The organism is Pseudoduganella namucuonensis, assembly GCF_900116645.1.
Taxonomy (GTDB): Bacteria; Pseudomonadota; Gammaproteobacteria; order Burkholderiales; family Burkholderiaceae_D; genus Rugamonas; species Rugamonas namucuonensis.
The window spans coordinates 86,661-113,478 of the sequence record NZ_FPBO01000015.1 but is presented as its reverse complement, the minus strand read 5'-3'; the positions used below and the strand labels follow the sequence as shown (position 1 = coordinate 113,478).

Annotated in this window: 21 protein-coding genes and 4 tRNA genes; 15 read left to right on the top strand and 10 right to left on the bottom strand. The window is 67.0% G+C overall.

What is annotated here, in order from left to right:
• Positions 1-175: 175 nt before the first annotated feature.
• From BM436_RS17060 to BM436_RS17055, 3 genes are all read left to right on the top strand, one after another.
• Positions 176-1,057 (top strand): LysR family transcriptional regulator, encoded by an 882-nt coding sequence (locus tag BM436_RS17060; protein WP_093556731.1) that lies wholly within the window; start codon positions 176-178, stop codon positions 1,055-1,057.
• A gap of 316 nt (positions 1,058-1,373) precedes the next feature.
• Entirely contained in the window at positions 1,374-1,535 is a 162-nt protein-coding gene (locus BM436_RS37115; protein WP_177307275.1) for a hypothetical protein, read from the top strand.
• Positions 1,536-1,761: 226 nt separating this feature from the next.
• Positions 1,762-2,373: a hypothetical protein gene (locus tag BM436_RS17055; RefSeq protein WP_143133197.1), complete on the top strand. Its 612-nt coding sequence runs from the start codon at positions 1,762-1,764 to the stop codon at positions 2,371-2,373.
• Here the strand turns inward: BM436_RS17055 and BM436_RS17050 are convergent.
• Together BM436_RS17050 and BM436_RS17045 are read right to left on the bottom strand one after the other, a co-directional pair.
• On the bottom strand, positions 2,370-4,736 hold the full coding sequence (locus BM436_RS17050) for an ATP-dependent DNA helicase (RefSeq protein WP_229490383.1): 2,367 nt from the start codon (positions 4,734-4,736) through the stop codon (positions 2,370-2,372). The genes BM436_RS17055 and BM436_RS17050 overlap by 4 nt on opposite strands.
• Positions 4,736-6,379: a VRR-NUC domain-containing protein gene (locus BM436_RS17045; protein WP_093556728.1), complete on the bottom strand. Its 1,644-nt coding sequence runs from the start codon at positions 6,377-6,379 to the stop codon at positions 4,736-4,738. Before BM436_RS17045 ends, BM436_RS17050 begins: the two co-directional genes overlap by 1 nt.
• 177 nt (positions 6,380-6,556) lie before the next feature.
• On the opposite strand from BM436_RS17045, the gene BM436_RS17040 reads away from it, so the two are divergent.
• Positions 6,557-7,867 carry a glycerate kinase type-2 family protein gene (locus BM436_RS17040; RefSeq protein ID WP_093556727.1) on the top strand — a complete coding sequence of 437 codons (1,311 nt, stop codon included), beginning with the start codon at positions 6,557-6,559 and terminating at the stop codon, positions 7,865-7,867.
• 92 nt (positions 7,868-7,959) lie between these two features.
• Positions 7,960-8,838, top strand: a complete 879-nt coding sequence (locus BM436_RS17035; protein WP_093556726.1) for a LysR family transcriptional regulator — start codon at positions 7,960-7,962, stop codon at positions 8,836-8,838.
• A gap of 31 nt (positions 8,839-8,869) precedes the next feature.
• Here BM436_RS17035 and BM436_RS17030 read toward each other — a convergent pair whose 3' ends face one another.
• From BM436_RS17030 to BM436_RS17015, 4 genes are all read right to left on the bottom strand, one after another.
• Positions 8,870-9,412 (bottom strand): phasin family protein, encoded by a 543-nt coding sequence (locus BM436_RS17030; RefSeq protein ID WP_093556725.1) that lies wholly within the window; start codon positions 9,410-9,412, stop codon positions 8,870-8,872.
• A 71-nt stretch (positions 9,413-9,483) separates the two neighbouring features.
• Positions 9,484-9,690, bottom strand: a complete 207-nt coding sequence (locus BM436_RS17025) for a hypothetical protein (protein ID WP_093556724.1) — start codon at positions 9,688-9,690, stop codon at positions 9,484-9,486.
• Positions 9,691-9,700: 10 nt separating this feature from the next.
• Complete coding sequence (locus BM436_RS17020; protein ID WP_093556723.1) at positions 9,701-11,893, bottom strand: ATP-binding protein; 2,193 nt, start codon at positions 11,891-11,893, stop codon at positions 9,701-9,703.
• A gap of 63 nt (positions 11,894-11,956) precedes the next feature.
• Positions 11,957-12,370 carry a winged helix-turn-helix transcriptional regulator gene (locus tag BM436_RS17015; RefSeq protein WP_093556722.1) on the bottom strand — a complete coding sequence of 138 codons (414 nt, stop codon included), beginning with the start codon at positions 12,368-12,370 and terminating at the stop codon, positions 11,957-11,959.
• A 98-nt stretch (positions 12,371-12,468) separates the two neighbouring features.
• Here BM436_RS17015 and BM436_RS17010 point away from each other — a divergent pair, with 98 nt between their 5' ends.
• Positions 12,469-13,323, top strand: coding sequence for an SDR family oxidoreductase (locus BM436_RS17010; RefSeq protein WP_093556721.1), 855 nt, complete (start codon positions 12,469-12,471; stop codon positions 13,321-13,323).
• A gap of 55 nt (positions 13,324-13,378) precedes the next feature.
• Here the strand turns inward: BM436_RS17010 and BM436_RS17005 are convergent.
• Positions 13,379-13,463: transfer RNA gene (locus BM436_RS17005), tRNA-Leu, on the bottom strand.
• A 36-nt stretch (positions 13,464-13,499) separates the two neighbouring features.
• Positions 13,500-13,584, bottom strand: a tRNA-Leu gene (locus BM436_RS17000).
• A 289-nt stretch (positions 13,585-13,873) separates the two neighbouring features.
• Between BM436_RS17000 and BM436_RS16995 the strand changes: the two genes are divergently transcribed.
• Positions 13,874-14,377, top strand: a complete 504-nt coding sequence (locus tag BM436_RS16995) for an ImmA/IrrE family metallo-endopeptidase (protein WP_093556720.1) — start codon at positions 13,874-13,876, stop codon at positions 14,375-14,377.
• Between the two features lie 107 nt (positions 14,378-14,484).
• On the top strand, positions 14,485-15,060 hold the full coding sequence (locus BM436_RS16990) for a hypothetical protein (RefSeq protein WP_143133196.1): 576 nt from the start codon (positions 14,485-14,487) through the stop codon (positions 15,058-15,060).
• Positions 15,061-15,104: 44 nt separating this feature from the next.
• On the opposite strand, the gene BM436_RS16985 is transcribed toward BM436_RS16990, so the two are convergent.
• Positions 15,105-15,189 (bottom strand) — tRNA-Leu (locus tag BM436_RS16985).
• Between the two features lie 160 nt (positions 15,190-15,349).
• A tRNA-Leu gene (locus BM436_RS16980) sits at positions 15,350-15,434 on the bottom strand.
• Between the two features lie 332 nt (positions 15,435-15,766).
• On the opposite strand from BM436_RS16980, the gene rnr reads away from it, so the two are divergent.
• The 7 genes from rnr (at position 15,767) to BM436_RS16945 (ending at position 26,755) form a co-directional block, all read left to right on the top strand.
• Complete coding sequence (rnr, locus tag BM436_RS16975; RefSeq protein ID WP_093556718.1) at positions 15,767-18,268, top strand: ribonuclease R; 2,502 nt, start codon at positions 15,767-15,769, stop codon at positions 18,266-18,268.
• A gap of 138 nt (positions 18,269-18,406) precedes the next feature.
• Positions 18,407-19,153 carry a 23S rRNA (guanosine(2251)-2'-O)-methyltransferase RlmB gene (rlmB, locus tag BM436_RS16970; protein WP_093556717.1) on the top strand — a complete coding sequence of 249 codons (747 nt, stop codon included), beginning with the start codon at positions 18,407-18,409 and terminating at the stop codon, positions 19,151-19,153.
• Positions 19,154-19,301: 148 nt separating this feature from the next.
• Positions 19,302-20,045, top strand: coding sequence for a serine O-acetyltransferase (gene cysE / locus BM436_RS16965; RefSeq protein ID WP_093556716.1), 744 nt, complete (start codon positions 19,302-19,304; stop codon positions 20,043-20,045).
• Between the two features lie 11 nt (positions 20,046-20,056).
• The gene (locus BM436_RS16960; protein ID WP_093556715.1) at positions 20,057-20,734 is read left to right on the top strand and encodes a YceH family protein; all 678 of its coding nucleotides are present in this window, start codon (positions 20,057-20,059) and stop codon (positions 20,732-20,734) included.
• Positions 20,735-21,091: 357 nt separating this feature from the next.
• Complete coding sequence (locus tag BM436_RS16955; RefSeq protein ID WP_229490379.1) at positions 21,092-23,224, top strand: WD40/YVTN/BNR-like repeat-containing protein; 2,133 nt, start codon at positions 21,092-21,094, stop codon at positions 23,222-23,224.
• Positions 23,225-23,592: 368 nt separating this feature from the next.
• Positions 23,593-26,088: a cellulose binding domain-containing protein gene (locus tag BM436_RS16950; RefSeq protein ID WP_143133194.1), complete on the top strand. Its 2,496-nt coding sequence runs from the start codon at positions 23,593-23,595 to the stop codon at positions 26,086-26,088.
• A 49-nt stretch (positions 26,089-26,137) separates the two neighbouring features.
• Positions 26,138-26,755 carry a PEP-CTERM sorting domain-containing protein gene (locus BM436_RS16945; protein ID WP_093556712.1) on the top strand — a complete coding sequence of 206 codons (618 nt, stop codon included), beginning with the start codon at positions 26,138-26,140 and terminating at the stop codon, positions 26,753-26,755.
• Positions 26,756-26,818: the final 63 nt, after the last annotated feature.

Genomic DNA, 26,818 nt, shown 5'->3' with positions numbered 1-26,818 from the left:
CCCCATCACAGTTTAATGTCTTTCAAGCAAGTTTTCCTATCTACCAACCTTGATAATGTAGCACAGCTCGCTTTAAAATTACTTCATTAATGTAATGTGTTGCGGTGCAGCGTAGCAATATAGTAGCCGCTGGGTCATCACATATAATCGGGGCCATGGACATGGTGGAGCGCGCGTGGATATCAATTCGGACGACCTGAGGATTTTCGCGGCCGTGGTGGACAGCGGCACGCTGAGCGCGGCCGCCGTGCACCTGGGGCAGACCACGTCCGGCGTCAGCCGCGCGCTGTCGCGCCTGGAGGAAAAGCTGGCCACCACGCTGCTCACGCGTACCACGCGCCGCATGGAGCTGACCGAGGAGGGCCAGCTGTTCCTGGAGCGGGCGCGCGCCATCCTGGGCGCCATGGAACAGGCCGAGGAAACCATCCGCATGCGCCGCCAGCAGCCGGCCGGCCGCCTGTGCGTGGACGCGGCCTCGCCCTTCATGCTGCATTGCGTGGTGCCGCACGTGGCCGAGTTCCGCGCCCTGTATCCGGCCATCCGCCTGGAGTTGACCAGCAACGACCAGATCGCCGACCTGATAGAGCACCGCACCGACATCGCCATCCGCATCGGCGCGCTCACCGATTCCACGCTGCACGCGCGCGCCCTGAGCGCCAGTCCGCTGCACGTGCTGGCCAGCCCGGACTACCTGGCGCGCCACGGCGCGCCCGCCGCCCCGGAGGACCTGCGCCAGCATGGCCTGCTCGGCTTCGCGCAATACGAACAGGGCAATGTGTGGCCGCTGCGCCACGCGGCCGGCAACAGCCTGCAAGTGGCGCCGGCGCTCACCGCCTCCAGCGGAGAGACCTTGCGCCAGCTGGCGCTGCAAGGCCAGGGCATCGTCTGCCTGGCCGACTTCATGACGCGCGCCGACATCGCGGCGGGCCGCCTGGTGCCGCTGCTGCGGGAGCACGGCACCGGCTACAAGCAGCAGATCCACGCCGTCTACTACCGCAACACGCAGCTCGCCCAGCGCATCGCCTGCTTCCTCGAATTCCTGCAGCGGAAGCTGTGAAAGCCCCTCGAAAACGCGCCGGAAAACCGGTGTAATCCTGCGCGCGCAAATAGACAGGATTCCGTCCTACAGCATTTTGACCTGCCTCAAACAATCGACGGGATAAGTGTGCGTCAACGTACGGTCCCTGGCGGGTCGCAGGCATAAGATGGACTTGCGTGATTGATGAACAGTGTAGCGAAACCCGCTGCACCCACTCTCAACCGCAGGTGGGCCGGACGCCTCGAGAACCGGCACCAATTCCAAAGTCGTAGGCTGGCTCTGGCGTCTTACTGGATCGCAGGCTGGCGTTACTAATACAAAAACGGAGGTCATCATGACACAGACAAACCACCCATCCAAATACGTGGTGCGTGAATATCTCGAACGCCGCTCGCAGGAAGTCAAGCCGCCGCCCACGCCCGAGGAAATCCGCCGCCAGCTGGGCTGGGGCCTGATGATGTACGATCAAAAGATGAATAGCGGAGGGCGTTCTTGAAAGTTCCGCCGCGCCACCTCCCCACAAGGGCTCACACCGCAAGGTCTGAGCCCTTTCCTTTTCCCCGCCGGAGTCTGGCGCGAACAGCTGGTCTGGGGCATTATCACCACCGCCGCCGCAAAAACAATTTGAATCGACCGGGGAGTATCAAGATGGACAACAAGCACGCCAACAACGCGGCCGGCCAAGTGACGACCGGCGTGACCGTGATCGGGATCGGCGTTCAATGAGGATGCTGCCGGCCATCACGCTGTTGGTGTGCGCGGCCGCGGCGCGGGCGGAGACGCGCCAGGCCACCCCCGACGAAATCAAGTCCTTCGCGGCCTTCCTGAAACAGGCGGGCGGCGCCGACCTCAAGCCCGTGTTCGATATCCGGCGGGACGAGGGCGCGCGCGAATGGCGCGTGGCGGCGTGGGCCGAGACCAGGCCGCAGCGCGGCGCGTGGCGGCTGTGCCTCGCGCGCCGCACGCCCTACGCCTACGACGGCGGGCGCTGGAGCGCCAGCGGCGGCGAGGCGCGCCACGCGTGGCTGGACCGCGCCAGCGACTGCGGTGTATCGCCCGAACGCGTGGAGCTCAGGAGCGAGATCGGGGACAGGGACATCGTCACGGTGCTGGAGCGGCAGGGCCAGGTGCTGCAGGGCGCGCGCCTGCTCTTCGCGGGCAACACGCAATGCGCGCCGATACGCGCGCACAAGTTCAAGCTGGCCGCAGTGGGCATGGGAGCCGACGGCTACTACCGCTTCACCTACCGCGGCGAGCGGGGAGGGGATGCGGTGGTGTCGGTGCGCAAGCGCGGACGCGAACTCACGGCGTGGAACGTGCGCTGCGAAACCTAGTCCGTTCTACGCTCGACGCGCCACCACGCGGGCAACAGCGCCCGCACCTCCGGCCGCGCGAAGCGGTCGTCGATCAGGTGCACCGTGCCCTGGTCGGTTTCGGTGCGGATCACGCGGCCGGCCGCCTGCACCACTTTTTGCAGTCCCGGGTACAGATAGGTGTAGTCGTAGCCCGCGCCGAAGATGGCGTCCATGCGCTGGCGTATCTGCTCATTGACCGGATTCAGTTGCGGCAGTCCCAACGTGGCGATGAAGGCGCCGATCAGCCGCGCGCCCGGCAGGTCTATGCCCTCGCCGAACGAGCCGCCCAGCACCGCGAAGCCGATGCCGCGGCCGTCCGCGTGGAAGCGGGCCAGGAAGTGCTCGCGGCCGGCCTCGTCCATGCGCCGCTCCTGCAGCCACACCGGCACCCCGGGATGCACTTGCGCGAACAGCGCCGCCGCCTTCTCCATGTAATCGAAGCTGCTGAAGAAGGCCAGGTAGTTGCCGGGCTGGCGCGCGTACTGCTCGCCCATCAGCGCGGCGATGGGACGCAGCGACCTTTCCCTGTGCTGGTAGCGCGTGGAGATATGCCCCGCCACCCGCACCGACAGCTGCTCCGCGATGAAGGGCGATTCGACATCGACCCACGCGGTGTCGGCCGGCATGCCCAGCGTGTCGCTGTAGTAGTTCCAGGGACTGAGCGTGGCGGAGAACAGCGCCACCGAGCGCGCCGCCTCGAAGCGCGGCTTCAGGAAGGGGGCGGGGACGATGTTGCGCAGGCAAAGCACGGAGTTGGACCGGGTGCCGGAACCGCTCTTGGTGATGTCGAACAGCGAGTGCTGGCCGAAGCTTTCCGCCAGCCGCGCGAAGTTCATCGCGTCGAAGTAGAAGCGTTGCAAGTCCTCGTCCACATGAGTCGGATGCTCGGCGTAGTAATCGCCGATGGCGGTGGTGGCGGTCTGCAGCGCGTCCATCAGCTTTTCCGGCAGCTCCTGGTGGACCAGGTACTCGCCCTCCTGCTCCTTCTCCAGCGCGTTCCATTGCTTGTGCACGCGGTCCAGCGCCTTCTTCAGCGTCTCCGGCGCGGTCTTGCGCAGCATGCGCAGGCCGGCGTGCTCCAGCTCCGCCGAATACATCTTGCGCGCGCGCGACACCATGTTGTGCGCCTCGTCCGCCAGCACGCTGACCTGCCAGTCGTTCAGCATCGTCAGGCTGTACAGCGAGGCGCTGATGTCGAAGTAGTAGTTGTAGTCGCCGACGATGACGTCGGCCCAGCGCGCCAGTTCGCTGCCCAGGTAGTAGGGGCAGACCTGGTGCGCCAGCGCGACCTCGCGCACGGCGGCCTTGTCCAGCATCGGCTCCAGCAGGGCCGCGCCGCGCGCCGCCGGCAACCGGTCGTAGAAGCCCTTGGCCAGCGGGCACGATTCGCCGTGGCAGGCCTTGTCCGGATGCTCGCACGCGGTCGACCGGGCCACCAGTTCCAGCGTGCGCAGCGGAAGCAGCGGACGGGCCCGCGCCTGCGATGGCGGCGGCAAGGCGCCGTCGTGCGCCTGCGTCCGCGACGCCATGGCATCGCCATGCGCCCGCGCGAGCGTGGCCACGGCATCGAGCGCCATGCGCCGCCCGGACGTCTTCGCGGCCAGGAAGAACACCCTGTCCAGCCCATGCTCGGCGGTGGCCTTCAGCAGCGGGAACAGGCTGCCCACCGTTTTGCCGATGCCGGTCGGCGCCTGCGCCAGCAGCGCGCAGGAGCGGGTGCTGGCCTTGTACATGGCCTCGGCCAGCTGGCGCTGTCCGGGCCGGAAGGACGCGTGCGGGAAACGCATGGCTTTCAGCGCCGCGTCGCGCGCGCCGCGGTGCAGCATTTCCTGCTCCGCCCAGGCCAGAAACCGGCCGCATTGCTCCTCGAAGAACGCCTTCAGCGACGCCGCGCTGGCTTTTTCCGTGAGCAAGGTTTCCTTCTGGCTGCCGATATCGAAATACACCAGCGCCAGCCGCAGCTCATCCAGCCCGCGCGCGCAACACAGCAGGTGGCCGTACACCCTCAGCTGGGCCCAGTGCAGGCGGCGGTGGTTGTCCGGCATGCGCGACAGATCGCCGCGGTGGGTCTTCACCTCCTCCAGCTGGTTCCGCCGCGGGTCGTAGCCGTCCGCGCGGCCCCGCACGCGCAGCGGGCCGAACTCGCCGGACAGGCTGATTTCCTTCTCGTAGCCGTCGCCGCGCCGCGACGCCACCAGCGCGTGCCCGGCGATGCCCTCCTGCGCGGTGGGCGTGGGCGTGAAGCGCAGGTCCAGGTCGCCCGCCTTGGCGGTGAACTCGCACAGCGCGCGCACGGCGACGGTGTAGACCGGCGGACTTGGTGCGCCCACTACCTCGTCCATTATTCCGCCCATTGCAGGTAGCACACGGTGATCGGCATCTGGTGCTCGGCGCAATAGGCTATCCAGCGCAGCTGGCTGTCCTGCAGCCGGTCTCCGGGCCCCTTCACCTCGATCATGTGGTAGCGGCGCTCCGCCGGCCAGAACTGGATCAGGTCCGGGAAGCCGCTGCGGTTGGCCTTGATGTCGAGCAGCATGCGCTCGAACCACTTGCGCATGTGCGCCGGCGGGATGCAGGCCAGCGCCAGTTCCACCAGTTGCTCGTCCAGCAGGCCCCAGAACACGAACGGCGACTGGATGCCGGCCTTGGCGGCCAGGTTGGCGCGTATCGTGCCGGCGTAGCCGCCATCCTCCAGCTGCGCCAGGCAGGCGGCGAACTGGGCGGCGCGGCGGCGGTGGAAGTCGGCGCTGTGCAGGTCGGCCGGGCCGTGGTGGTAGGGATGGAAGAAGGCGCCCGGGATGCTGGTGAAGATGGCGTCCCAGCACAGCAGACCGAACAGTGAATTGATCAGCGCGTTCTCCACGTAGTACACCGGCGCGTCCGCGCGCGCCAGGTGGTCGCGCACCACGCCCTCCACATGCCAGGCGCATTCGGGCGCCGGCAGCGGCAGGCTCAGGTCCAGCCGCACCACCGGCGCGGCGGGCGCGGCGGCGGCCTTGGCGTGGCCCAGCTTGCGGCGCAGGCGCGGCTCCATGCGCAGCAGTTGCTGGCGCTCGGATTCGCTCTCAGGCTGCGCCATCGCCTGCCCGAGCAGCGCGTAGGCGCGGCCCAGCTGCTCGTGCTTCTCCAGCACGCGGATGCGGCGCGCCCGCGCGCCGGGGTAGCCGCAGTCCGCGTACATGGCGAGGGCGCCCTCCCAGTCCCGCTGTTTTTCCAGGTGCTGCGCCATCTGGAACAGCAGCTTGTCGCGCCGGCTCCTCAGCCACTCGTTGTCGGCCACCGGCGGCAAGTCCTTCAGCACGTCCGCCGGCGGCTCGTTGTCGTGGAAGCGCTCGCGGCAGCGGTGCAGCTCCAGGTAGCTGTCGATGTCGCGCCGCGTGCGGAAGCCGCGCGCGGACGGCGGGAACGCCACCTTCTCGTACTTGTACACGCCCAGGTCGGACAGCACGAACTCCGACCAGTCCTGGTGGTAGTTGCCGAAGAAGATAAGCCGCAGCCGGTCGCACAGCGGCTTGGCGACGATGTGGTAGACCTGGTCGCAGGCCTCGCCGCACCACGCCGAATAGCGGTGCGCGCCGCCGTGCCGCTCGCGCAGCGCCTCCAGCTGTTCGGCCTTGCGCGCGCTTTTCTCGTGGCCGTTCAGCTTGAACAGGCGGCAGATCTCCGGTTTTTGCAGCAGCTCGAACAGCTGGTCCAGCGTCAGCACGGGATCGGCGTCTATCCACTTCAGCTCGGCCAGCGGCCGGGCCGCCTCCTGCGCGCAGCCGATTTCCGCGTACGCCAGTTTGCTGGCGCGGAACAGCATTCCCTTGCGCATGACCATGCGCACGAACAGCGCGCGCGAGGAACGGGGCAGGGTGGGGAAGGTGGCGAGGAAGGCGCGTTCGTCGTCCGCGAGCAGATCGTCGTAACGCTCGCCTATCCAATGCAAAACCTGGTGGAAGTTGTCCAGGTAATAAAACTCGTTTTCCAGAACTTTGATCATTGCTGCGCGCTGCGGACTGTATTTATATACAGTGTACCGCGTCCGGGGCCGGGCCGTCATTCGAAATCCTCATGCGGAGGATGAATTCTTACCATTGGACCGCCGCCGCGGCGCTTCTTATAGTGGGTCCAACCCGCCAGTCCATCCGGCCGCGGGAATAGAGGAGAGAGACCGAGGATGCATATGACAGCCACCCACACCAACCTGGCCGGCGCCCGCGCCGCCGGCGATCCCTGCGACCTGCTGCGCCAGATGTTCCGCGCCGCCGTGGACGCGGTCGATCCGCTGCTGGTGCTCCCCGCCCATCTGCCGCCGCCGCCCAAAGGCCGGACGCTGGTGTTTGGCGCCGGAAAGGCGTCGGCCCGCATGGCGCTGGCGCTGGAGCGGCACTGGCAGGGCGGCCTGGAGGGGCTGGTCGTGACCCGCTACGGCCATGGCGAGGCCTGCGGCCGGATAGAAATCATCGAAGCCGGGCACCCGATCCCGGACGACGCCGGCGTCACCGCCGCGCGCCGCATGCTCGAGATGGCGCGCGGCCTGACCGCGGACGACCTGGTGGTCTTCCTCATTTCCGGCGGCGGTTCGGCCTTGCTGTCGATGCCGGCCGAGGGCGTCGAGTTGCGCGAGAAACGCCAGATCAACGCCGCCTTGCTCAAGTCCGGCGCGGCCATTCAGGAAATGAATTGCGTCCGCAAGCAGTTGTCGGCGGTGAAGGGCGGCCGGCTGGCGCTGGCCTGTCATCCGGCCCGGATGGTCACGCTGGTCATCTCCGACGTGCCCGGCGACGATCCGGCGGTGGTCGCGTCCGGCCCCAGCATCGCCGATCATGGCACGGGCGGCGACGCGCTGCGCGTGCTGGACAAGTATGGCATCGCCGTCTCCGCGTCGCTGCGCGCGCTGCTGCTCGACCCGTCGCGCGCGGCGCCAACGGCCATGGACCCCAGGCTGCGTGACAACCAGGTGAGCGTGGTGGCGACCGCGCAGCAGGCGCTCGACGCGGCCGCCACGGTGGCGCGCGAGCATGGCTGCACCCCGCTGATCCTGGGCGACAGCATCGAGGGCGAGGCGCGCGACATCGCGCTGATGCACGCCGCCATCGCGCGGCAAGTGCTGCGGCGCGACCAGCCCCTGCCCAGACCCTGCGTGATCCTGTCCGGCGGCGAGACCACGGTGACGGTGCGCGGCAACGGCCGCGGCGGACGCAACGCCGAGTTCCTGCTGGCCCTGGCCATCGCGCTGGACGGGCAGGAATCGACCTACGCCATCGCCTGCGACACCGACGGCATCGACGGCACCGAGGACAACGCGGGCGCCGTGCTGCGGCCGTCGACGCTGGCATGCGCGCAAGCCATGGGGCTGGACGCCAAGGCCAGCCTGGCCAACAACGACGGCTACGGCTTCTTCAGCCGGCTGGAAGACCTGCTCATCACCGGCCCGACCCGGACCAACGTCAATGATTTCAGGGCCATCCTGATCACCGCCGGGTAGCCTCCTCCCGCGCCCCGGCACCATCCCCCCCGAGGCTCAAGTACAATCGGATGCCGGTCCAGCCGGCGCTTTTCGAACCTTGAGCCCCTTCCATGGAAATCTACCAGCTCCGCACCTTCCTGACCGTCGCCCGGCAGGGCCATCTGACGCGCGCCGCCGAACAGTTGCACATCAGCCAGTCGGCCGTGAGCAAGCAGATCAAGGCGCTGGAGGAGGAACTGGGCGTGATCCTGTTCGCCCGCGGCGCCAGCGGCACCTCGCTCACCAGGTCCGGCCAGCTGTTGCTGGCGCAGGCCGAAAAGACCCTGGACAGCGCGCTGGAACTGGTCAACATGGCCAACAAGATCCGCGGCGAGATCACCGGCACCGTCAAGCTGGGCACCATCATTGATCCGGAGTGCCTGCGCCTGGGCGCGGTGCTCGGCCGCCTGCTGGCGCGGCATCCGCAAATCGACGTCAAACTGGCGCAAGGGATTTCCGGCTCGGTGCTGGAACGCATCCGCGCCGGCACCGTGGACGCGGGCTTCTACCTCGGCGCGCTGGACGACGCCAGCGTCCAGGCCACCGAGCTATGCGTGCTGACCTACCTGGTGGTGGCGCCCAAGGAGTGGGAGGAACGGGTCAGTGGCGCCGGCTGGGACCGGATCGCGCGCCTGCCGTGGATAGGCACGCCCGTGCACAGTTCCCAGCACCGGCTGGTGAGCGAGATGTTCGCCGAACAGGGATACGAGCTGAGCAGTGTGATCGAGGTCGACCAGGAGGCGTCCATGCGCAGCCTGGTGGCGATGGGCGTGGGCCTGTGCCTGCTGCGCGAAGACATCGCGCACGAGGCGGTGCGCAATGGCCAGATGGTGGTGTGGACGGGCGCCAAGCGCGGCTGCCCGTTGTCGTTCATCCATCTCAAGAGCCGGGCCGGGGACGCGCTGGTCGGCGCCCTGCGCCAGGCGGTGCTGGAGGTCTGGCTGCCTTAGCGCGGCTTGGGCGACTTTCCGCCCCCGCGGGTTAGGCCGCCTCTTCCGGCTTGACGATGGCGCTGGCCTTGGCGATCTGCGCCTCGACGTTGGCGACGGCCTGGCGGGTGGCGTTGGTCACCTGCTCATAGCCGGCGAAGGCGTTCTCGATGGCGGACTTGACGATGTCGACCGCGTTCTCCGAGCCCGGGCGCACGTTCTTCGTCACGTCGTAGATCAGCGCGCTGAGCGTGCTCTTGGCCTCGGTCATGTGGGCGTCGGCGGCGCGGGTGAATTCCTCGCGGATCTCCGCGATGATCTCGCCCAGTTGCTGGTTGTAGGCGGCGGCGTTGGCCACGCCCGGTTGCACCTTGGAGGCGGCCACGGCCATGATGGCCTTGGGATCGCGCGCCACGCTCAATTCCTTGCCGGCGGCCAGTTGCTCCTCGACACTGGACTTGGCGGTCGCCATGTTCAGCGCCACCACCTGCTCCACACCTTGCACGGCTTTGCTGGTGAGGGTGTTGAAGGTCTCCAACTGGAACTCAAACAAGGCTTTGGTGGTTGCTGCGAATTGCTCGGGACTCGTAAACATCAGTTCTCCTCGGTTGTTGGAATAGAACAGCGTGCTGAATCGGTTGCCTCTGGCGAGTTGTTGTGACCTCATTATTTGGCAATTGCTAATTTTTCGCAACGGCTATCTTGATAGGGGCGCTTGACCTGTTCCCAGCCCGGGCCGAGCGGCGTTTGGGAGCAGACGCGCGCGCCGTCGACCTTGCTGACCCACCAGTACCATGGCGCCGGCCCGGCGCACGCCAGCGCGCAGCAGGCCAGCAGCGGCGGGATGAGCAGGGCGGTGCGCAAGGTCTTCATGGTGGGCCCATTATAGCGGCGCCACGGCCGGCAGTAGCATAGTGAACGCGACCCCCTTGCCGGGCACGCTTTCCACGCCGATGCGTCCGCCCAGCACGCCGAGCACGATGTTGTGCGCCACGTGCAGGCCCAGGCCGGAGCCGCCCGCGCCCAGCTTGGTGGTGAAGAAGGGATCGTAGATGCGGCCCAGGTGCTCGGCCGGGATGCCGGCGCCGTCGTCCGTGTACGACAGGGCGATCTCGTCCTTGTCCGTGGCGCGCGCGCGGATCGCGATGCGGCCGCCCGCGCGGCCCTCGAAACCGTGCACCAGGCTGTTCTCGAACAGCGCGTGGATCACCCGGCCCAACGGGGCGGGATAGCTGTCCATTTCCAGCGCCTCGGGGATGTCGAGCGCGACTTCGACGGGCAGGTGTTTGACCGCCGCGTGCAAGGGCAGCACCAGCTCGGAAATGAAATTGCCCAGCGCGAAGCGGCGGCGCTGCGCCTGGTCGGTGTCGACCGCGATCGACTTGAAGCTCTGCACCAGGCTGGCCGCGCGGCCCAGGTTGCGCGCCAGGATATCGTCGGCCTCGGCCGACTGCCGCAGGTAGGACTCCAGCGCCGAGCGGCGCAGGCCGCCCTCCATCACGGCCTTGATCGCGCGCGTGCGCTCGGCCATGGTGCTGGCCACCATCAGGCTGTTGCCGATGGGCGTGTTCAGTTCGTGCGCCACGCCGGCCACGAGCGCGCCCAGCGCCGCCAGCTTGTCGCGCCGCACCAGCTCGTCCTGCGTCATGCTCAGGTTTTCCAGCGCGGTCGACAGCTCCTCGCTGGCCATCTCGGCCTGCTCCTTGGCGTGGCGCAGTTCGGCCGTGCGCGCGGCCACCAGTTCCTCCAGGTGCGCGCGGTGGCGTATCAACTCGTCCTCGTGCCGCGTACGGGCGATGGCGATGCCGGCCAGGTGGGTCGCCACGTCGATCAGCCGCAGCTCCTCCGCGCCGGGACTGCGCGGCTCGCGGTAATACATGGCGAAGGAGCCCAGCACCTTGTCCTCGTCCAGCAGGATGGGCATGGACCAGCAGGCGCGCAGGCCGTGCCGCGCGGCGGTGGCGGCGTAGGGCGCCCACAGCGGATCGGCCTGGATGTCGTGCACCACCACGGCCTGCCCGCGGAACATGGCGGTGCCGCAGGAGCCCACGGCCGGGCCGATCTCCAGGCCGTCGATGGCGGCCATGAAGTCGGCCGGCAGGCTGGGCGCGGCGCCGGCGCGCATGGTGCGGCCGTCCAGGTCCAGCAGCAGGGTGGAGCACAGCACGCCGGTGGACTGGCCCTCGACCAGCAGCATCAGCGTGTCCAGCGTCTGGCGCAGCGGCGCGCCGCGCGCCACCATCTCCAGCAGCTTGTTCTGGCCCGCGCGCAGCGCCTCGGCCAGCTTGTGGCCCGTCACGTCCACCATGCGCATGTGGTACAGGCGGTGGCCGTCCTTGTTCAGCATCACCAGCCGCAGTTCGCAGTCGATGCGCCGTCCGCCGCTGTGCGCGAAGCTCAGCGAAAACACCCTGATCTCGCCGGCCAGCACCTTGCGTATCAAATCCCGCACCGCCAGGCTGGACGGCCGGCCGTCGGGCTGCTCGGGCGGGCACAGGTCCACCAGGCGCATCTGGCTCAGCTGGGCGTTCTCCCGCCCCAGCAGCGCCTCGGCGCCGCGGTTGACGGCGATGGGCAGGCCGTGCTCGGCGTCGAACAGCATCACCGCGTCCGGCGTGCCGGTCATCATGTCGTGGTAGTTGACCTCGAAGCCGCGGGTGTCGAAGGCGGGCGCGCCGGGACGGGCGGGCCAGGCGTGGTGCACCGTCAGCTCCACCAGCACCTGGTCGACCAGGTCGCCGACGGAGTAGGGCAGGCGCCCATAGCCGGTGGCGCCGGCGGCCAGCGCGCGCTTGTGCTCGTCGTCGTTGGGGCTGGGGGACATCATCAGGATGGGCAGCTTGCGGCCCGCCGCCGCGCCGAGGTGGCGGCACAGCTCGAAGTCGGCGCTGCCGGCCAGCGCGACGTCCAGCAGCACCAGCGACACGCCGCCGCCGTGCACGGCCGCCAGCGCCTTGTCGCCGCGGTTGACCATTTGCGCTCGGAATCCATGGGCGGCGAGCGTCTCCTCCAACGCCGCCTGGTCATACACGGCGCCGGTGACGATCAGGATGGTTTGCTGCAAGGGCGGCGCCATGGAGGGTTCCGTGATGCTTGAAGTGAGGCCAGTGTAGTACAAGATGCCAAATAGTAACAACCCTTACGCGTCTTGTATCTTTTGGGCATCACCTCGTGCCGCCTGGATGCGCGGGAAGTTGTCCTCGATCCAGTCCACCAGCACTTCCAGCCGTTCCGCGATTTCCCTGCCCATGGGCGTCAGGCTGTACTCGACGCGGGGTGGAATCACGGGATGGGCGTAGCGCAGCACGAAGCCGTCGCCGGCCAGCGCGTCCAGCGTCTGGGCCAGCATCTTTTCGCTGACGCCGCCCACCTCGCGCCGCAGTTCGCTGAAGCGGTGCATGCCGCCCAGCAGCACCACCAGCACCAGCACGCCCCAGCGGCTGGTCACGTGGCTGAGCACGGCGCGCGAGGGGCAGGCCGGCGCCAGCAACTGGCCGCGCCCGGCGTCCTTGTATTCGGCCAGCGCGCCGCGCAGGGTCCTTGCTTTGCTCATGATGCTCTCCCGGGTACTTACCAAAATGTGCGTACTTACAAATAGTAAGTATAGCCGCTAAGATGGCCCATTCCCAACCGAAATGAAAGGACCGCATCATGATCGCAATCACCGGCGCCACCGGCCAGCTTGGCCAACTCGTCATTTCCGCCTTGTTGAAAACCGTTCCCGCCGCCGGCATCGTCGCGCTGGCGCGCGACCCCGCCAAGGCCGAGGGCCTGGCCGCCCTGGGCGTCGAAGTGCGCCAGGCGGACTACAACGACGCCGCCGCGCTGGAGGCCGCGTTCCAGGGCGTGGACAAGCTGTTGCTGATTTCCTCGAGCGAAGTGGGGCGGCGCCTGTCGCAGCACGGCAACGTGATCGCCGCCGCCAAGCGCGCCGGCGTGGGCCTGCTGGCGTACACCAGCCTGCTGCATGCCGCCGATTCGCCGCTGGCGCTGGCCGGCGAGCACGTCGCCACCGAGGCGTTGCTGCGCGGCTCGGGGCTGGCGCACACCATCCTGCGCAACGGCTGGTACTTCGAGAACTACACGGGCAACCTGGGCGCCGCGCTGGCGCACGGCGCCATCCTCGGCAGCGCGAAGGACGGCCGCGTCTCGGCGGCCGCCCGCGCCGACTACGCCGACGCGGCGGCCGCCGTGCTGACCGCCGCCGGCGCGCCGGAGCCCGTGTACGAGCTGGCGGGCGACCGCTCGTTTTCGCTGGCCGAACTGGCGGCCGAGGTGTCGCGCCAGGCCGGCAAACCGGTGGCGTACCGGGACTTGCCGGAGGCGGAATACGAGGCGGCGCTGCTGGGCGTGGGATTGCCGGACTGGCTGGCGTCGCTGCTGTCGAATTCCGACGCCGGCGTGGCGCGGGGCGGGCTGGAAGACAACAGCGGCACCCTGTCCCGCCTGACCGGCCGGCCAACCACGACGCTGGCCGACGCGGTCAGGGCGGCGCTGGGCAAATAGATACGGTTCCGGAAATGAAAAAAGCCTCCCGAAGGAGGCTTTTTTGCGGAATTCATGGTGCCCACGGAGGGACTCGAACCCCCACACCTTGCGGCACATGGACCTGAACCATGCGCGTCTACCAATTCCGCCACGTGGGCAATGTGATGCAACTACCGGCGTCGAAAACAGAACTGTGGTGCCCACGGAGGGACTCGAACCCCCACACCTTGCGGCACATGGACCTGAACCATGCGCGTCTACCAATTCCGCCACGTGGGCTCTGTTTTCTTCGTCTCCGCCGCGTTGTTCTGCGACAGAAGGCACGCATCTTAAGGGCAGGATGGCCGGCGGTCAAGGGCGTTTCCATGTTTTTTGGTAATTTTGCCCGATAGGCAGCGTAGGCCGGGCCGTCTTGCCCGCGACGGCGAACGATTGCGCGGTTTGGATGCTGCTATACTGTACCCATATACAGCATTGATGTCGCCGTATTGAACACCCGGGCCGATATCTTGTTAGAATCTGTCCAATAGTGTCTCAAGGAATTTAACTCGCGTACGGAGGTTTTGCTATGGCTCTCGCAGAGGCTCGCCCCCGCACCGGCGTCGAGGCGGCGACCAAGGTATTGGAGCATTACTGGGACGGGCGTATTCCCATACGTCCGGAACTCATTGCCGAGCGGATGAAGGTGGCGATGGTGGGCAGGGGCGCGCAAGGCGACGATGCGTACCAGTTCAGTGGTTATTTTTCTTTCCGCGATGGTGTGCCGACCATCGAATACAACGTCAACGATCCCCTGGTTCGCAGGCGCTTCACGGTGGCGCATGAGTTGGGGCACTTCATCCTTGGCCATCAGGATGCGCCACGTGATTATCCCGACAGTTTTGGCTCCAAGAACAATAGCCTGGTGGAGCGGCAGGCGAATCAGTTCGCCGCGGAGTTGCTGATGCCGGCCAAGGTGGTGAAGGCGATGGCGTTCACCGGTTTGACGTCCGTGGAAGCGCTGGCCGAGGCGTTTGCCGTATCGAAGGTGGCGATGGGGCACCGATTGAGCAACCTGAGCTTGAATACATGACGCAGCCGCCCGTGAGCGGACCCGGCGAGACGCCTGGGGAATCGCGAGGGGCGCAAGCCGCCTTGAACGGCGGTGCCGAAGCGACTTCTCCCCCGGCGGCTTGGCCTTTGCCATCCGACGATCTCGCCGGCGGGGAGGGGCTGGATTGGCAGACTCGTCAAAGTGCCGACTATTTCGCCCTCCAGATCAAGAATATCGCGAAGTTCCGCGCAACCGCGACCGTTGTTGCGATGATCGTGCTCGCCAGTCTGATCTGGGCACTGGCTTGTACGGTCCTTTCCTTCACCCGGCAAATCGACAAGGCCACGCCGGCGGTCAACCTGAAGGAATTGGTGGCGAGCGCGAAGGCCGAGAAGCCGGCCGCGTCACTTGGCGGTTCACCCGCGCCAGCGGCGGCCCCCGTGTCGGTGAACACCTCCGTCAGCGTCGACATCTCTTCCATAGGCAACTCCGTCGTCGCGGTGGTCACCGTGCTGGTGCTCGCGATCGCCGTGCTGGCCATTGCCCTGCTGCGCATTACCTACTCCTTGTCGGTGGATGGGGTGGGGGAGGGCAGGCTTTCGGAAGGGCGGAAGCACAAGGATGGCGACGCCGGGATTGTGCTGCCCGGCGCGGAATTGGTCAAAGCCGTGGGCGAAGCCCTGGCGACCGTGCTGAAGGGCGTTCCCGGCAAGAAGGACTGAGCAATGAAAAAAGCCTCCCGAAGGAGGCTTTTTTGCGGAATTTGTGGTGCCCACGGAGGGACTCGAACCCCCACACCTTGCGGCACATGGACCTGAACCATGCGCGTCTACCAATTCCGCCACGTGGGCTCTGTTTTCTTCGTCTCCGCCGCGTTGTTCCGCGACAGAAGGCACGCATCTTAAGGTGTGTATTGACTTTCGTCAAGGCGAATTTCGCCGCGATGTCCCGCGAAGGGCGGGGCGGAAATGAAAAAAGCCTCCCGAGGGAGGCTTTTTTCGCGGAATTCTGTGGTGCCCACGGAGGGACTCGAACCCCCACACCTTGCGGCACATGGACCTGAACCATGCGCGTCTACCAATTCCGCCACGTGGGCACTGATGCTGCTCAACAACTCTGCTATTATAGCGACTTGGAGAGCTTCGCGCCAGATGAACGTTTCCGCTCCATACTGCGCATCGACTCTGCCGTTCCCTCAGCGTCGCCGCTGCGAGAGACACGAATTATAGAGCATAATTTAGAGATGTCAATGAGCCCGGACGCCGATTTCTCGCCCGGGCGAGCGGCGAGGGGGAGCGCACCCGTCGGCCCGCTTGTTAGGTAAACCGCGCGACCTCCGGTACACTATCGGCTCGCCATGTTAAGAAGTGCGGCTGGTCAGACGGTACACGATTTTTCTTAACCAATAATAAGACTATAGAAATACTTTTGAACCAATCTACCCACATCATTCCCAGCCGTGAGGAAATTCTCGGCATCTTCCGCGGCGCCAAGGCGCCGCTCGATCTGCGCGCCCTCGCGCTGTCGCTCGACGTCAAAGCCGAATCCCACGCCGTCCTCACGCGCCGCCTGAACGCGATGGAGCGCGACGGCCAGATCGTCTCCGACGGCGCCGGCTTCTACGCGCTGGCCGACCACTCCGGCTTCGTCGCCGGCCGCGTCAGCAGCCACCGCGACGGCTACGGCTTCGTCATCCCGGACGAGCCGGGCGAGGACTTGTACCTGTCCGAGCGCGAAATGCAGAAAGTGCTGCACGGCGACAAGGTGCTGGCCAAGGTCGTCGGCCTGGACCGCCGCGGCCGCGCCGAGGGCACCATCGTCGAGGTGGTGCAGCGCGCCAACACCCACATCATCGGCCGCCTGCTCAACGAGAACGGCGTCTGGCTGGTCGCGCCCGAGGACAAGCGCATCGCGCAGGACATCGTGGTGCAGGGCCCGGTCGGCAAGGCCAAGGCGGACCAGATCGTCAGCGTCGAGCTGACCGAGCAGCCGGGCCGCTTCAAGCAGCCCATGGGCCGCATCACCGAGGTGCTGGGCGCGCTGGACGACCCCGGCATGGAAATCGAAATCGCGGTGCGCAAGTTCGGCGTGCCGCACATCTTCTCGGACGCCGCGCTGAAGCAGGCCAACAAGCTGCCGGACCACGTGCGCGAGGCCGACCTGGGCGAGCGCGTCGACCTGCGCGACGTGCCGCTGGTGACCATCGACGGCGAGGACGCGCGCGACTTCGACGACGCGGTCTACTGCGAACCGGTGAAGATCGGCCGCGCCAACGCCTTCCGCCTGATCGTCGCGATCGCCGACGTCAGCCACTACGTCAAGCCGAACGACTCGCTGGACACCGACGCGCTGGAACGCAGCACCTCGGTCTACTTCCCGCGCCGCGTGATCCCGATGCTGCCGGAAAAGCTGTCCAACGGCCTGTGCTCGCTGAACCCCGCCGTCGACCGCCTGACCCTGGTGTGCGACGCCGTCATCACCGCCAAGGGCGAGATCAAGGCCTACCAGTTCTACCCGGCCGTGATCCACTCGGCCGCGCGCATGACCTACACCGAGGTGGCCGCCATCCTGGGCAACACCAAGGGCCCGGAGGCCGCGCGCCGTCCCGGCATCGTGCCGCACCTGCAGAACCTGCACGACGTCTACCACGCGCTGCTGAAGGCGCGCATGGAGCGCGGCGCGATCGACTTCGAGACCACCGAGACCTACATCGTCTGCAACGCCGCCGGCAAGATCGAGAAGATCATCCCGCGCACCCGCAACGACGCGCACAAGCTGATCGAGGAGTGCATGCTGGCCGCCAACGTGTGCGCGGCCGACCTGCTGCTGCGCCACAAGCATCCCGGCACCTACCGCATCCACGCCGGCCCGACCAAGGAAAAGCTCACCCAGGTGCGCAACTTCCTGAAGCAGGTCGGCCTCAGCCTGGGCGGCGGCGACACGCCGGCCGCCTCGGACTACGCCGAGCTGATGCGCAAGATCAAGGAGCGTCCGGACGCGTCGCTGCTGCAGACCATGCTGCTGCGCTCGATGCAGCAGGCCGTCTACAGCCCTGACAACATCGGCCACTTCGGCCTGGCGTACGAGGCCTATGCCCACTTCACCAGCCCGATCCGCCGCTACCCGGACTTGCTGACGCACCGCGCCATCAAGGCCATTTTGCTGGGCAAGAAGTACGAGCCGAAAGTGGCCGACACCAGCATCCTGAACACCGCCGTGTCGAACGCCACCCGCCGCCAGCAGGCGAAGGACAAGGCCGAGGGCAAGGAACGCAAGGCCGCCGGCGACCTGACCGTGTGGGACGCGCTGGGCGTGCACTGCTCGGCCAACGAGCGCCGCGCCGACGAGGCCTCGCGCGACGTCGAGTCCTGGCTGAAGTGCTACTTCATGCAGGACAAGCTGGGCGAGGAATTCACCGGCATGATCACCGGCGTGACCACCTTCGGCATCTTCGTGCAACTGCAGGAACTGTACGTCGAGGGCCTGGTGCACATCACCGACCTGGGCGCGGACTACTTCCAGTACGACGAGGCGCGCCATGAACTGCGCGGCGACCGCACCGGCAAGCGCTACCAGTTGACCGACAAGGTCAACGTGCAGGTGGTGCGAGTCGACCTCGAAACCCGCAAGATCGACCTGCGCCTGGCGGGGGCCGAGGCGGCCATCGCCGGCACCCGCGGCGGTCCGCGCGTCAGCGCGCTGAACGGCGCTGACGAGGAGTCGCCGGGCCGCGGCCGCAAGCCGCGCGCCAACGCCGACGCGCGCACCAACGTCAAGCCCGGTCCGAAGACGCAGTCGCGCTACGAAGCGGCGCCCGCGCCGTCGTCCTCGCGCGGCAAATCCGCGGGCGGCAAGTCGGCCGCCAAGCCGAAGGCGGCGAAGCACGCCAAGGCGCCGGCGCCCGCCGCCAAGGGCAAGAAGAAGCGATAACGGCCCATCCCGTTGTCGCGAACCCGGGGCCGCCACGGCGGCGCCCGGGACGCAAACCAGGCTCCCGCCTTCGCGGGAGCGACGTGGCCGCCGCCAACCGCTGCGGCCACGGTCACTTTTGTAAGAAGAAACCTAGCAATGTCCAAGAACAAAATGATATTCGGCTTCCACGCCGTCACCTCGCGCCTGCGCCATGAGGCCTCGTCCGTGGAAGAGATCTTCGTCGACGTCGGCCGCAACGACCGCCGCATGACCGACCTGGTCGCCAACGCCAAATCGCTGGGCGTGCGCGTGATGCCGGTCGATTCGAGCCGTCTCGACAAGATCGTCGGCACGCACCGCCACCAGGGCGTGATCGCCTTCGCCCAGCAGATCTCGCTGGCGCGCAACCTCGACGAGCTGCTGGACGCCATCGAGGGCCCGCCGCTGCTGCTGGTGCTGGACGGCATCACCGATCCGCACAACCTGGGCGCCTGCCTGCGCGTGGCCGACGGCGCCGGCGCGCACGCGGTGATCGTGCCCAAGGACCGCGCGGTCGGCCTGAACGCCACCGCCGCCAAGGTCGCCAGCGGCGCCGCCGAGAACGTGCCCTACATCACGGTCACCAACCTGGCGCGCACGTTGCGCGACCTGAAGGACCGCGACATCTGGCTGATCGGCACTTCCGACGACGGCGAGAAGAACCTGTACCAGTCCGACTTCACCGGCCCCACCGCGCTGGTGATGGGTTCGGAGGGCGAGGGCATGCGCCGCCTGACGCGCGAGACCTGCGACATGCTGGTCAGCATCCCCATGTTCGGCACCGTCGAGAGCCTGAACGTGTCGGTGGCCTCCGGCGTCTGCCTGTACGAGGCGCGCCGCCAGCGCCTGGTCAAAGAAGGCTGATCGGCCGCCGCCGTCTCCGAGGGGACAGACCCCGCGGTCCGCGCCTCGGCCGAATTCCGGGGCCGGTGGCGCGTACGGTCTGTCCCCGGTTTCGCGTCCCGTACCGAATGCGCTACCATGAATCATCCGGTATAGACCTCCCGCCGCCATGTTCCGCCACCTGCGCCAAGACATCAACAGCATCATCGAACGCGATCCCGCCGCCCGCAACGGCTGGGAGGTGCTGACCTGCTACCCCGGCCTGCAGGCCATCGTCATGCACCGCTGGGCGCACTGGTGCTGGACCCGCGGCCTGAAATGGCCGGGCCGCTTCATCTCCTATGTGGCGCGCATCGTCACCGGCATCGAGATCCACCCCGGCGCGCTGATCGGCCGCCGCGTCTTCATCGACCACGGCTTCGGCGTCGTCATCGGCGAAACCGCGGTGGTGGGGGACGACTGCACCATCTACCAGGGCGTGACGCTGGGCGGCACCTCGCTGCACAGCGGAAGCAAGCGCCACCCCACGCTGGAGCGCGGCGTCATCGTCGGCGCCGGCGCCAAGGTGCTGGGCGCCTTCACGGTGGGCGAATACGCCAAGGTGGGCTCCAACGCGGTGCTGCTGAAACCCGTGCCGGCCGGCGCCACCGCGGTCGGCAACCCGGCCCACGTGGTGCAGAAGGACGGCGGCCCGTCCAGCGCCGGCTCGCGGCTGTTCTCGGCCTACGGCCTCACCGCCAACGGCGACGACCCGCTGTCCAAGGCCCTGCGCGCGCTGATCGACCAGGCCGCCACGCAGGAGCAGCAGATCGAACGCATGCTCGCCACCATGCAGGCGGCCGGGCTGGACTGCAAGGGCGTGCCAGAGTGTGATAAATTCGATTCAGCCCAACTGAACAAGCTTGTCGACTAAGGAAGAATCGCATGACTAACGAAGCGGACAACCCCAACCTGCTGGACCCGTTTGAAGTCCGGGTGCTGGCCGTGCTGGCAGAAAAAGAATCCCTCACGCCCGACAACTATCCGATGTCGCTGAATGCCATCACCAACGGCTGCAACCAGTTGTCCAGCCGCGACCCGGTGATGTCGCTGTCGGAGGAGACCGTGGCCGAGACGCTGCAGCGGCTGATGCAGCGCAAATTCGTCAACGGCATCACGCAGGCCGGCGCGCGCGTCACCAAGTACGAGCACCGCGTGCGCATCAAATGGTCGCTGGAGCAGGACAAGGTGGCGGTGCTGACGGTGCTGATGCTGCGCGGCCTGCAGACCGCCGGCGAGATCCGCACCCGCACCGGCCGCCTGCACGACTTCAAGTCGGTGCCGGACGTCGAGCAGGCGCTGCAGTTCCTGATCGACAAATACCCGCCGCTGGTGTCCAAGCTGGCGCTGGCGCCCGGCACCAAGGAGCCGCGCTACGGCCACCTGCTGAGCGGGGAGGAGGCGCTGGCGCGCGAGGAAACGGCGGCCAGCTACGGCGGCAGCACCAGCGCGCCCGCGCAGGGCGGCCGCGTGGCCCAGCTGGAAGCCGAAGTGGCGCAGCTGCGCCAGGAAGTGGGCGAACTGGCCATGCAGTTCGCCGAGTTCAAGAAACAGTTCGACTGATCCCGCCTCGCGGGCGGAGTTGCGCGGCGTACACGCCCGCGCCGCTCCGCCGCAAAAAACTCATCAAGCCGATTGACTTCGCCGCGCGTAAGCAGTTTAATAAGCCCTGCATCTGAAAACGATTTCATAAAATGACCCACCCGGCGGGTTTCGGGCGGGGTCCGGATGCGTTGTGCATGACTTGCGCTTTATTTTTTCTCCCGGGAACTTTTTTCCCGAAATAACCACGTAGGTAAAGGCTCCCTGGCTTGTCGCCGTGGACCTTTCCCGCCGATGGCAAGGCTCGCAGAAGCCTGTTCTACTTGCTTTCTCGCTGGAAAATACTAATAACCAAAGGAGCCACAGCAGATGAAGTTTATGAAAACGTTATCATTGACGGCCGCCGTACTGGCGCATGCCGCCATCCACGCCGCCCCATCCGCGAACTACACCTGGGACAGCGTCGCCATCGGCGGCGGCGGCTTCGTTTCCGCCGTCATCCCGAGCAAGACCGAATCGGGCGTGGTCTACGCCCGCACCGACGTGGGCGGCGCCTATCGCTGGGACAAGGCCGCCGCGCGCTGGGTGCCCTTGCTGGACTGGGTGGCGGAAGGCGAAAGCGGCCACCTCGGCGTCGAGTCGCTGGCGGTCGATCCCAAGAACGCGGCCAAGGTCTACATATTGGCCGGCATCAGCTATTTCAACAACGGCAAGAGCGTCATCCTGCGTTCCACCGACTATGGCCAGACCTTCGCCACCACCGATGTCACCGCCCAGTTCAAGGCGCACGGCAACGGCATGGGACGGCAGAACGGCGAGAAGCTGGTGGTCGATCCGGGCTCCAGCAACGTTCTGTACGCGGGCACGCGCTGGAACGGCCTGTTCAAAAGCACCGACTCGGGCGCGACCTGGAACCGGATGGCCGGGCTGAACGTCACGACCACGCCCAACGAGGCCGGCATCAGCTTCGTCATGCCGGACCCCGCCAGCGTGTCCGGCGGCGTGGCGCAACGCCTGTACGTGGGCGTGTCGCGCTTTGGCTCGGTGGGCCCCAGCTTTTACCGCAGCAACAACGCGGGCGCCAGCTTCACCGCCGTGAGCGGCGCGCCGACCACGCTGATGCCGCAGCGCGCCGCGCTGGATGGCGCCGGCAACCTGTACATCACCTACGCCAACGGCGCCGGTCCGCACGGCCACTGGGCCCAGCCCGAGCCCATGGACAAGGGGCAGATCTGGAAATACAACACCACCAACGGCGCCTGGACCAACGTCACGCCGTCGGGCTTCACCACGCCGTTCAGCGGCATCAGCGTGGATCCGAACAACAGCCGGCGCCTGGTCGCGTCCACCATCAACACCTATATGCAGCAGGGCGACGCCTGGGGCGACCGCTTCTTCATCTCGACCAACGGCGGTTCCAGCTGGACCGACGTGGTGGCGCGCGGCTTCGCCAAGAACACGGCCGGCATATCGTGGATCACCGGCAAATCGATTCATTGGGCGGGCACGATCGCCTTCGATCCCTTCGACACCAAGGCGGCATGGGTCACGTCCGGCAACGGCATTTTCAAGACCTCGGACATCAACGCCACCACCACCACCTGGACCTTCAACGTCAAGGGGCTGGAAGAGACGGTGCCGCTGAACCTGGTGAGCGTCCCGGGCGGACCGCTGGTCTCGGTCATCGGCGACTACGACGGCTTCCGCCATACCGACGTCACGCAGTACTCGGCCATCCTCACGCCCAGCATCGGCACCACCACCGGCCTGGCCGTGGCGGCCGCCAACACCGCGGCGATGGTCAGGGTGGGCAACGACATGTATTACTCGACCAACACTGGCGCCAGCTGGACCAAGACCGCCAGCCTGAACGGTGTCAAGGGCCAGGTGGCCTTGTCCGCGAACGGCGCGACGCTGCTGCACAGCCCGCAGGATTCGACCACCAGCTACCGCTCCGTCAATTCCGGCTCCAGCTGGACGGCGATCAGCGGCCTGGCGGCCGCGAACATCCGCCCGGTGGCGGACCCGGTCAACTCCAGCAAATTCTACGTCTATGACAACGGCGTGATGCGGGTCAGCACCGACGGCGGCGCGACCTTTGGCGCCAGGGCCTCGCTGGCCGCCGGCGGTTCCAACGTGGTGCGCGTCGCGCCGGACAGGGAAGGGGACGTGTGGGTCGCCCTGAACAACGGCGGCCTGGCCCGTTCGACCGATTCCGGCACGTCGTTCGCCACGCTGTCCAACGTCACGTATTGCGGCGCGGTCGGCTTCGGCAAGGCCGCCACCGGCGCCACCTATCCGGCCGTCTACATCTGGGGCACCGTCGACGGCGTGCGCGGCGTCTACCGTTCCATCGACACCGGCGCCAGCTGGGTGCGCGTGAACGACGACCAGCACGAGTACGGCGGCCCGGCCAATGGCCAGTTCGTGGTGGGCGACATGAACACCTACGGCGTGGTCTACATGAGCACCGCCGGCCGGGGCATAGCCTACGGCAAGCCGGCGCCTTGAGGTGGGGGGGGCGGCTCGCGCGTCCGAGCCGCCCCTCCGTTGCTGGCCGATCAAATAATCATCAATTCGATTGACTTTGACCACGGCTAGCGGTTTAATAGTAACGTGAAAACGATTTCAGGAACTAATGGTTCTGAAAAGAAACACATCGGTGCCAGACACCGGAAAATAACGAAAAAATTGGGAGACGATCAAATGCAATCCATGAAACCGATATCATCGGCGCCCCCGTCGGCGCCGCGATAGCGCGCCCGGCGCACGGCCACGCCGTCGCCTGATTCCCCTTGTTTCCACCTGCCCCCTCCACACGGGGGCGGGATGGATATCGCCTGTGCCGTGATTAAAAAAATAACTGAAGGAGAGTGCCTGTGACTTTGAAACCTATGTGTGCGCTGCTGGCCGCCGCGCTGTTGATGTCGACCGCCCAGGCGGAAACCTACAAATGGGACGCCGTGGCCATGGGCGGCGGCGGCTTCGTGTCGGGCGTGATCCCGAGCAAATCCGAGCGCGGCGTGGTCTACGCCCGCACCGACGTCGGCGGCGCCTACCGCTGGGACCAGAACCGCGCGCGCTGGGTGGCGCTGACGGACTGGCTGCCCGAGGGGCGCGACGGCCTGATGGGCGTGGAATCGCTGGCGGTCGATCCGAACAACGCCGCCAATGTCTACCTGATGACCGGCACCAGCTACTTCAACAACGGCAAGAGCGCCATCCTGCGCTCCAGCGACTACGGCCAGACTTTCGACCTGGTCGACATCACGTCGCAATTCAAGGTGCACGGCAACGGCATGGGTCGCCAGAACGGCGAGAAGCTGCAGGTCGATCCGGGCGCCAGCAACGTTCTGTACGCCGGCACCCGCCGCGATGGCCTGTTCAAGAGCGCCGATTCGGGCGCGACCTGGAGCCGGGTGGCCTCGCTGCCGGTCACGTCCACGCCGAACGACAACGGCATCAGCCTGGTGCTGCTGGACCCCACCAGCGTGGACGGCGGCCCCGCCCAGCGCATCTTCGTCGGCGTGTCCCGCCTGGACTCGGTCGGCCCCAACCTGTATTTCAGCTATGACGGCGGCGAGACCTTCGAGCCGGTCGAGGGCGGCCCCACCGGCCTGATGCCGCAGCGCGCGGTGATGTCGCCCGAGGGCAAGCTGTACATCACCTACGCCAACGGCGCCGGCCCGCATCCCACCACGCTGGAGGCGATGAACGCCGGCCAAGTGTGGGAATACGACGCCGCCGGCGGCAACTGGACCAACATCACCCCGGCCGGCATGAGCGGCCCCTTCGGCGGCATCAGCATCGACCCGGCCGATCCGCTGCACCTGGTGGCGTCCACCACCAACGTCTGGTACCCGCAGGGCGGCAACTATGGCGACCGCATCTTCACCTCGCGCGACGCCGGCCGCACCTGGGTGGACGTGATTGGCCGCGGCTTCGCGATCGACCCGAAAGGCGCGAACTGGATCAACGGCGAGTCCATCCACTGGGCCGGCAGCGTGGAGTTCGATCCCTTCGACAGCAAGAGCGCCTGGGTCGTTTCCGGCAACGGCCTGTTCCGCACCACCAACATCGACGCGCCGACCACCACCTGGGGCTTCGACGTGGCCGGCATCGAGGAGAGCGTGCCGTTCGCGGCGATCAGCGTGCCGAACGGCCCGCTGGTGTCGGTGATCGGCGACTTCGACGGCTTCACCCAGGCCAGCCCGGCGCAATACGGCGCGCGCCATAACCTGCACATGGGCACCACCACCGGCTTGGCCGCCAGCGCCGACGGCAGCGTGCTGGCGCGCGTGGGCAACGCCATCCAGTACTCCACCAACAGCGGCGCCAGCTGGACCAAGGCCGCGGTCATCAATGGCAATTTCGGCAAGGTGGCCTTGTCGGCCGACGGGCAGATCCTGCTGCACACGCCGTCCGGTTCGACCACCACCTACCGCTCCGCCAACTTCGGCGCCAGCTGGACCACCGTGACCGGCCTGAGCGTGCGCGACGCGCAACCGGTGGCGGACGCGGTCAATCCGCTGCGCTTCTACGCCTATGACAACGCCAACGGCCGCATGCTGGTGAGTAACGACGGCGGCGTGTCCTTCAGCGCGCAGGGCGCGCTGACCGCCGGCGGGTCCAAGCTCATCGCCGCCACCCCGGGCGTCGAAGGCGACGTCTGGGCCTGCCTGTCCGGCGGCGGACTGGCGCACACCACCGACAGCGGCGCCACCTTCGGCAAGATCGGCAACGTCACCGCCTGCGGCGCCGTCGGCCTGGGCAAGGCCGCCCCGGGCGCCAACTACCCCACGCTGTACATGTGGGGCACGGTGGGCGGCGTGCGCGGCATGCTGCGTTCCATCGACAAGGGCGTCACCTGGGTGCGCATCAACGACGACGCGCACCAGTACGGCGGCCCCGGCAACAGCCAGTTCGTCACCGGCGACATGAACACCTACGGCACCGTGTATATGAGCTCGGTGGGCCGCGGCATGGTGTACGGCTCGACGGCCGGGAACGACGGCGATGTGACGGTCTCCACCGTCAACTCCAGCGTCGTCACGGCGCCGGCGCAGCCGGCCAACAAGTGCGAATACGTGATCACCGCCTCCTGGCAGGGTGGCCACATCGCCGATATCCGCATCACCAACAACCGCTCCACCACCGTCAACGGCTGGTCGGTCAGCTGGACCTACAGCGAGAACTCGACGATCAGCGGCTGGTGGAACGGCGGTATCTCGGGCACGTCGCCGACCTTCACGGCCACCGCCACCGAGAGCTGGAACACCAACATCGCCCCCGGCGCGACCGTGAGTGTCGGCATGGTGGTCGGCAATTACAACGCCGCGACGGTGCCGGCCGTCACCGGCGCCGCCTGCAACTGATATCGATCGGAGGCGCCCCCGGCGCCTCCCCACAGCACAAGAGGACATCATGAAAAACTTCCTGATCGGCTTGATCGCCAGCACCGGCCTGACCATGGCATCGATGGCGCACGCCACCGTCATCAACTTCGACGATCTGAACGCGGGCGGCAAACTGGCCGGCATCAACAAAGCCAGCCCCACTCCCTACGCCGGCTTCACGTGGGGCGGCAACATGTTCCTGGGCGACACCTCGGTGGCCGGCTATGGCAACGCCGCGCACTCGGGCACCAAGTTCCTGAGCAACGGCTTCGGCGCCAACAACCTGCTGACCATGAGCAGCCTGGATCCCTTCAACTTCGCCGGCGCCTGGTTCGCCACTCCCGGCACCAACGGCGCCAAGGCCAGCTGGGTCAACATCAGCGCGTACAACAGCGCGAACCAGCTGATCGGCAGCACCGGCAACATGGCCATCACGTCCAACTACGCCTTCATCGCCGCCAGCTTCAGCAATGTCGCGCGCCTGAGCATCACGCGCGACAAGGGCTGGTTCGTCATGGATGACCTGTCCTTCAGCCGGGCCAGCGACGTGCCCGAACCGGGCAGCATCGCGCTGATCGGGCTGGGCGTGGCGGCCCTGGGTTGGACGCGGCGGCGGCGTGCCGGCCGTGACGCGCATCTCGGCTAACGTTCCAGCCGGAATCGCACAGCAGTACCTGTCTTGCAACTTCAAGAAACCAACCGGAGAAGC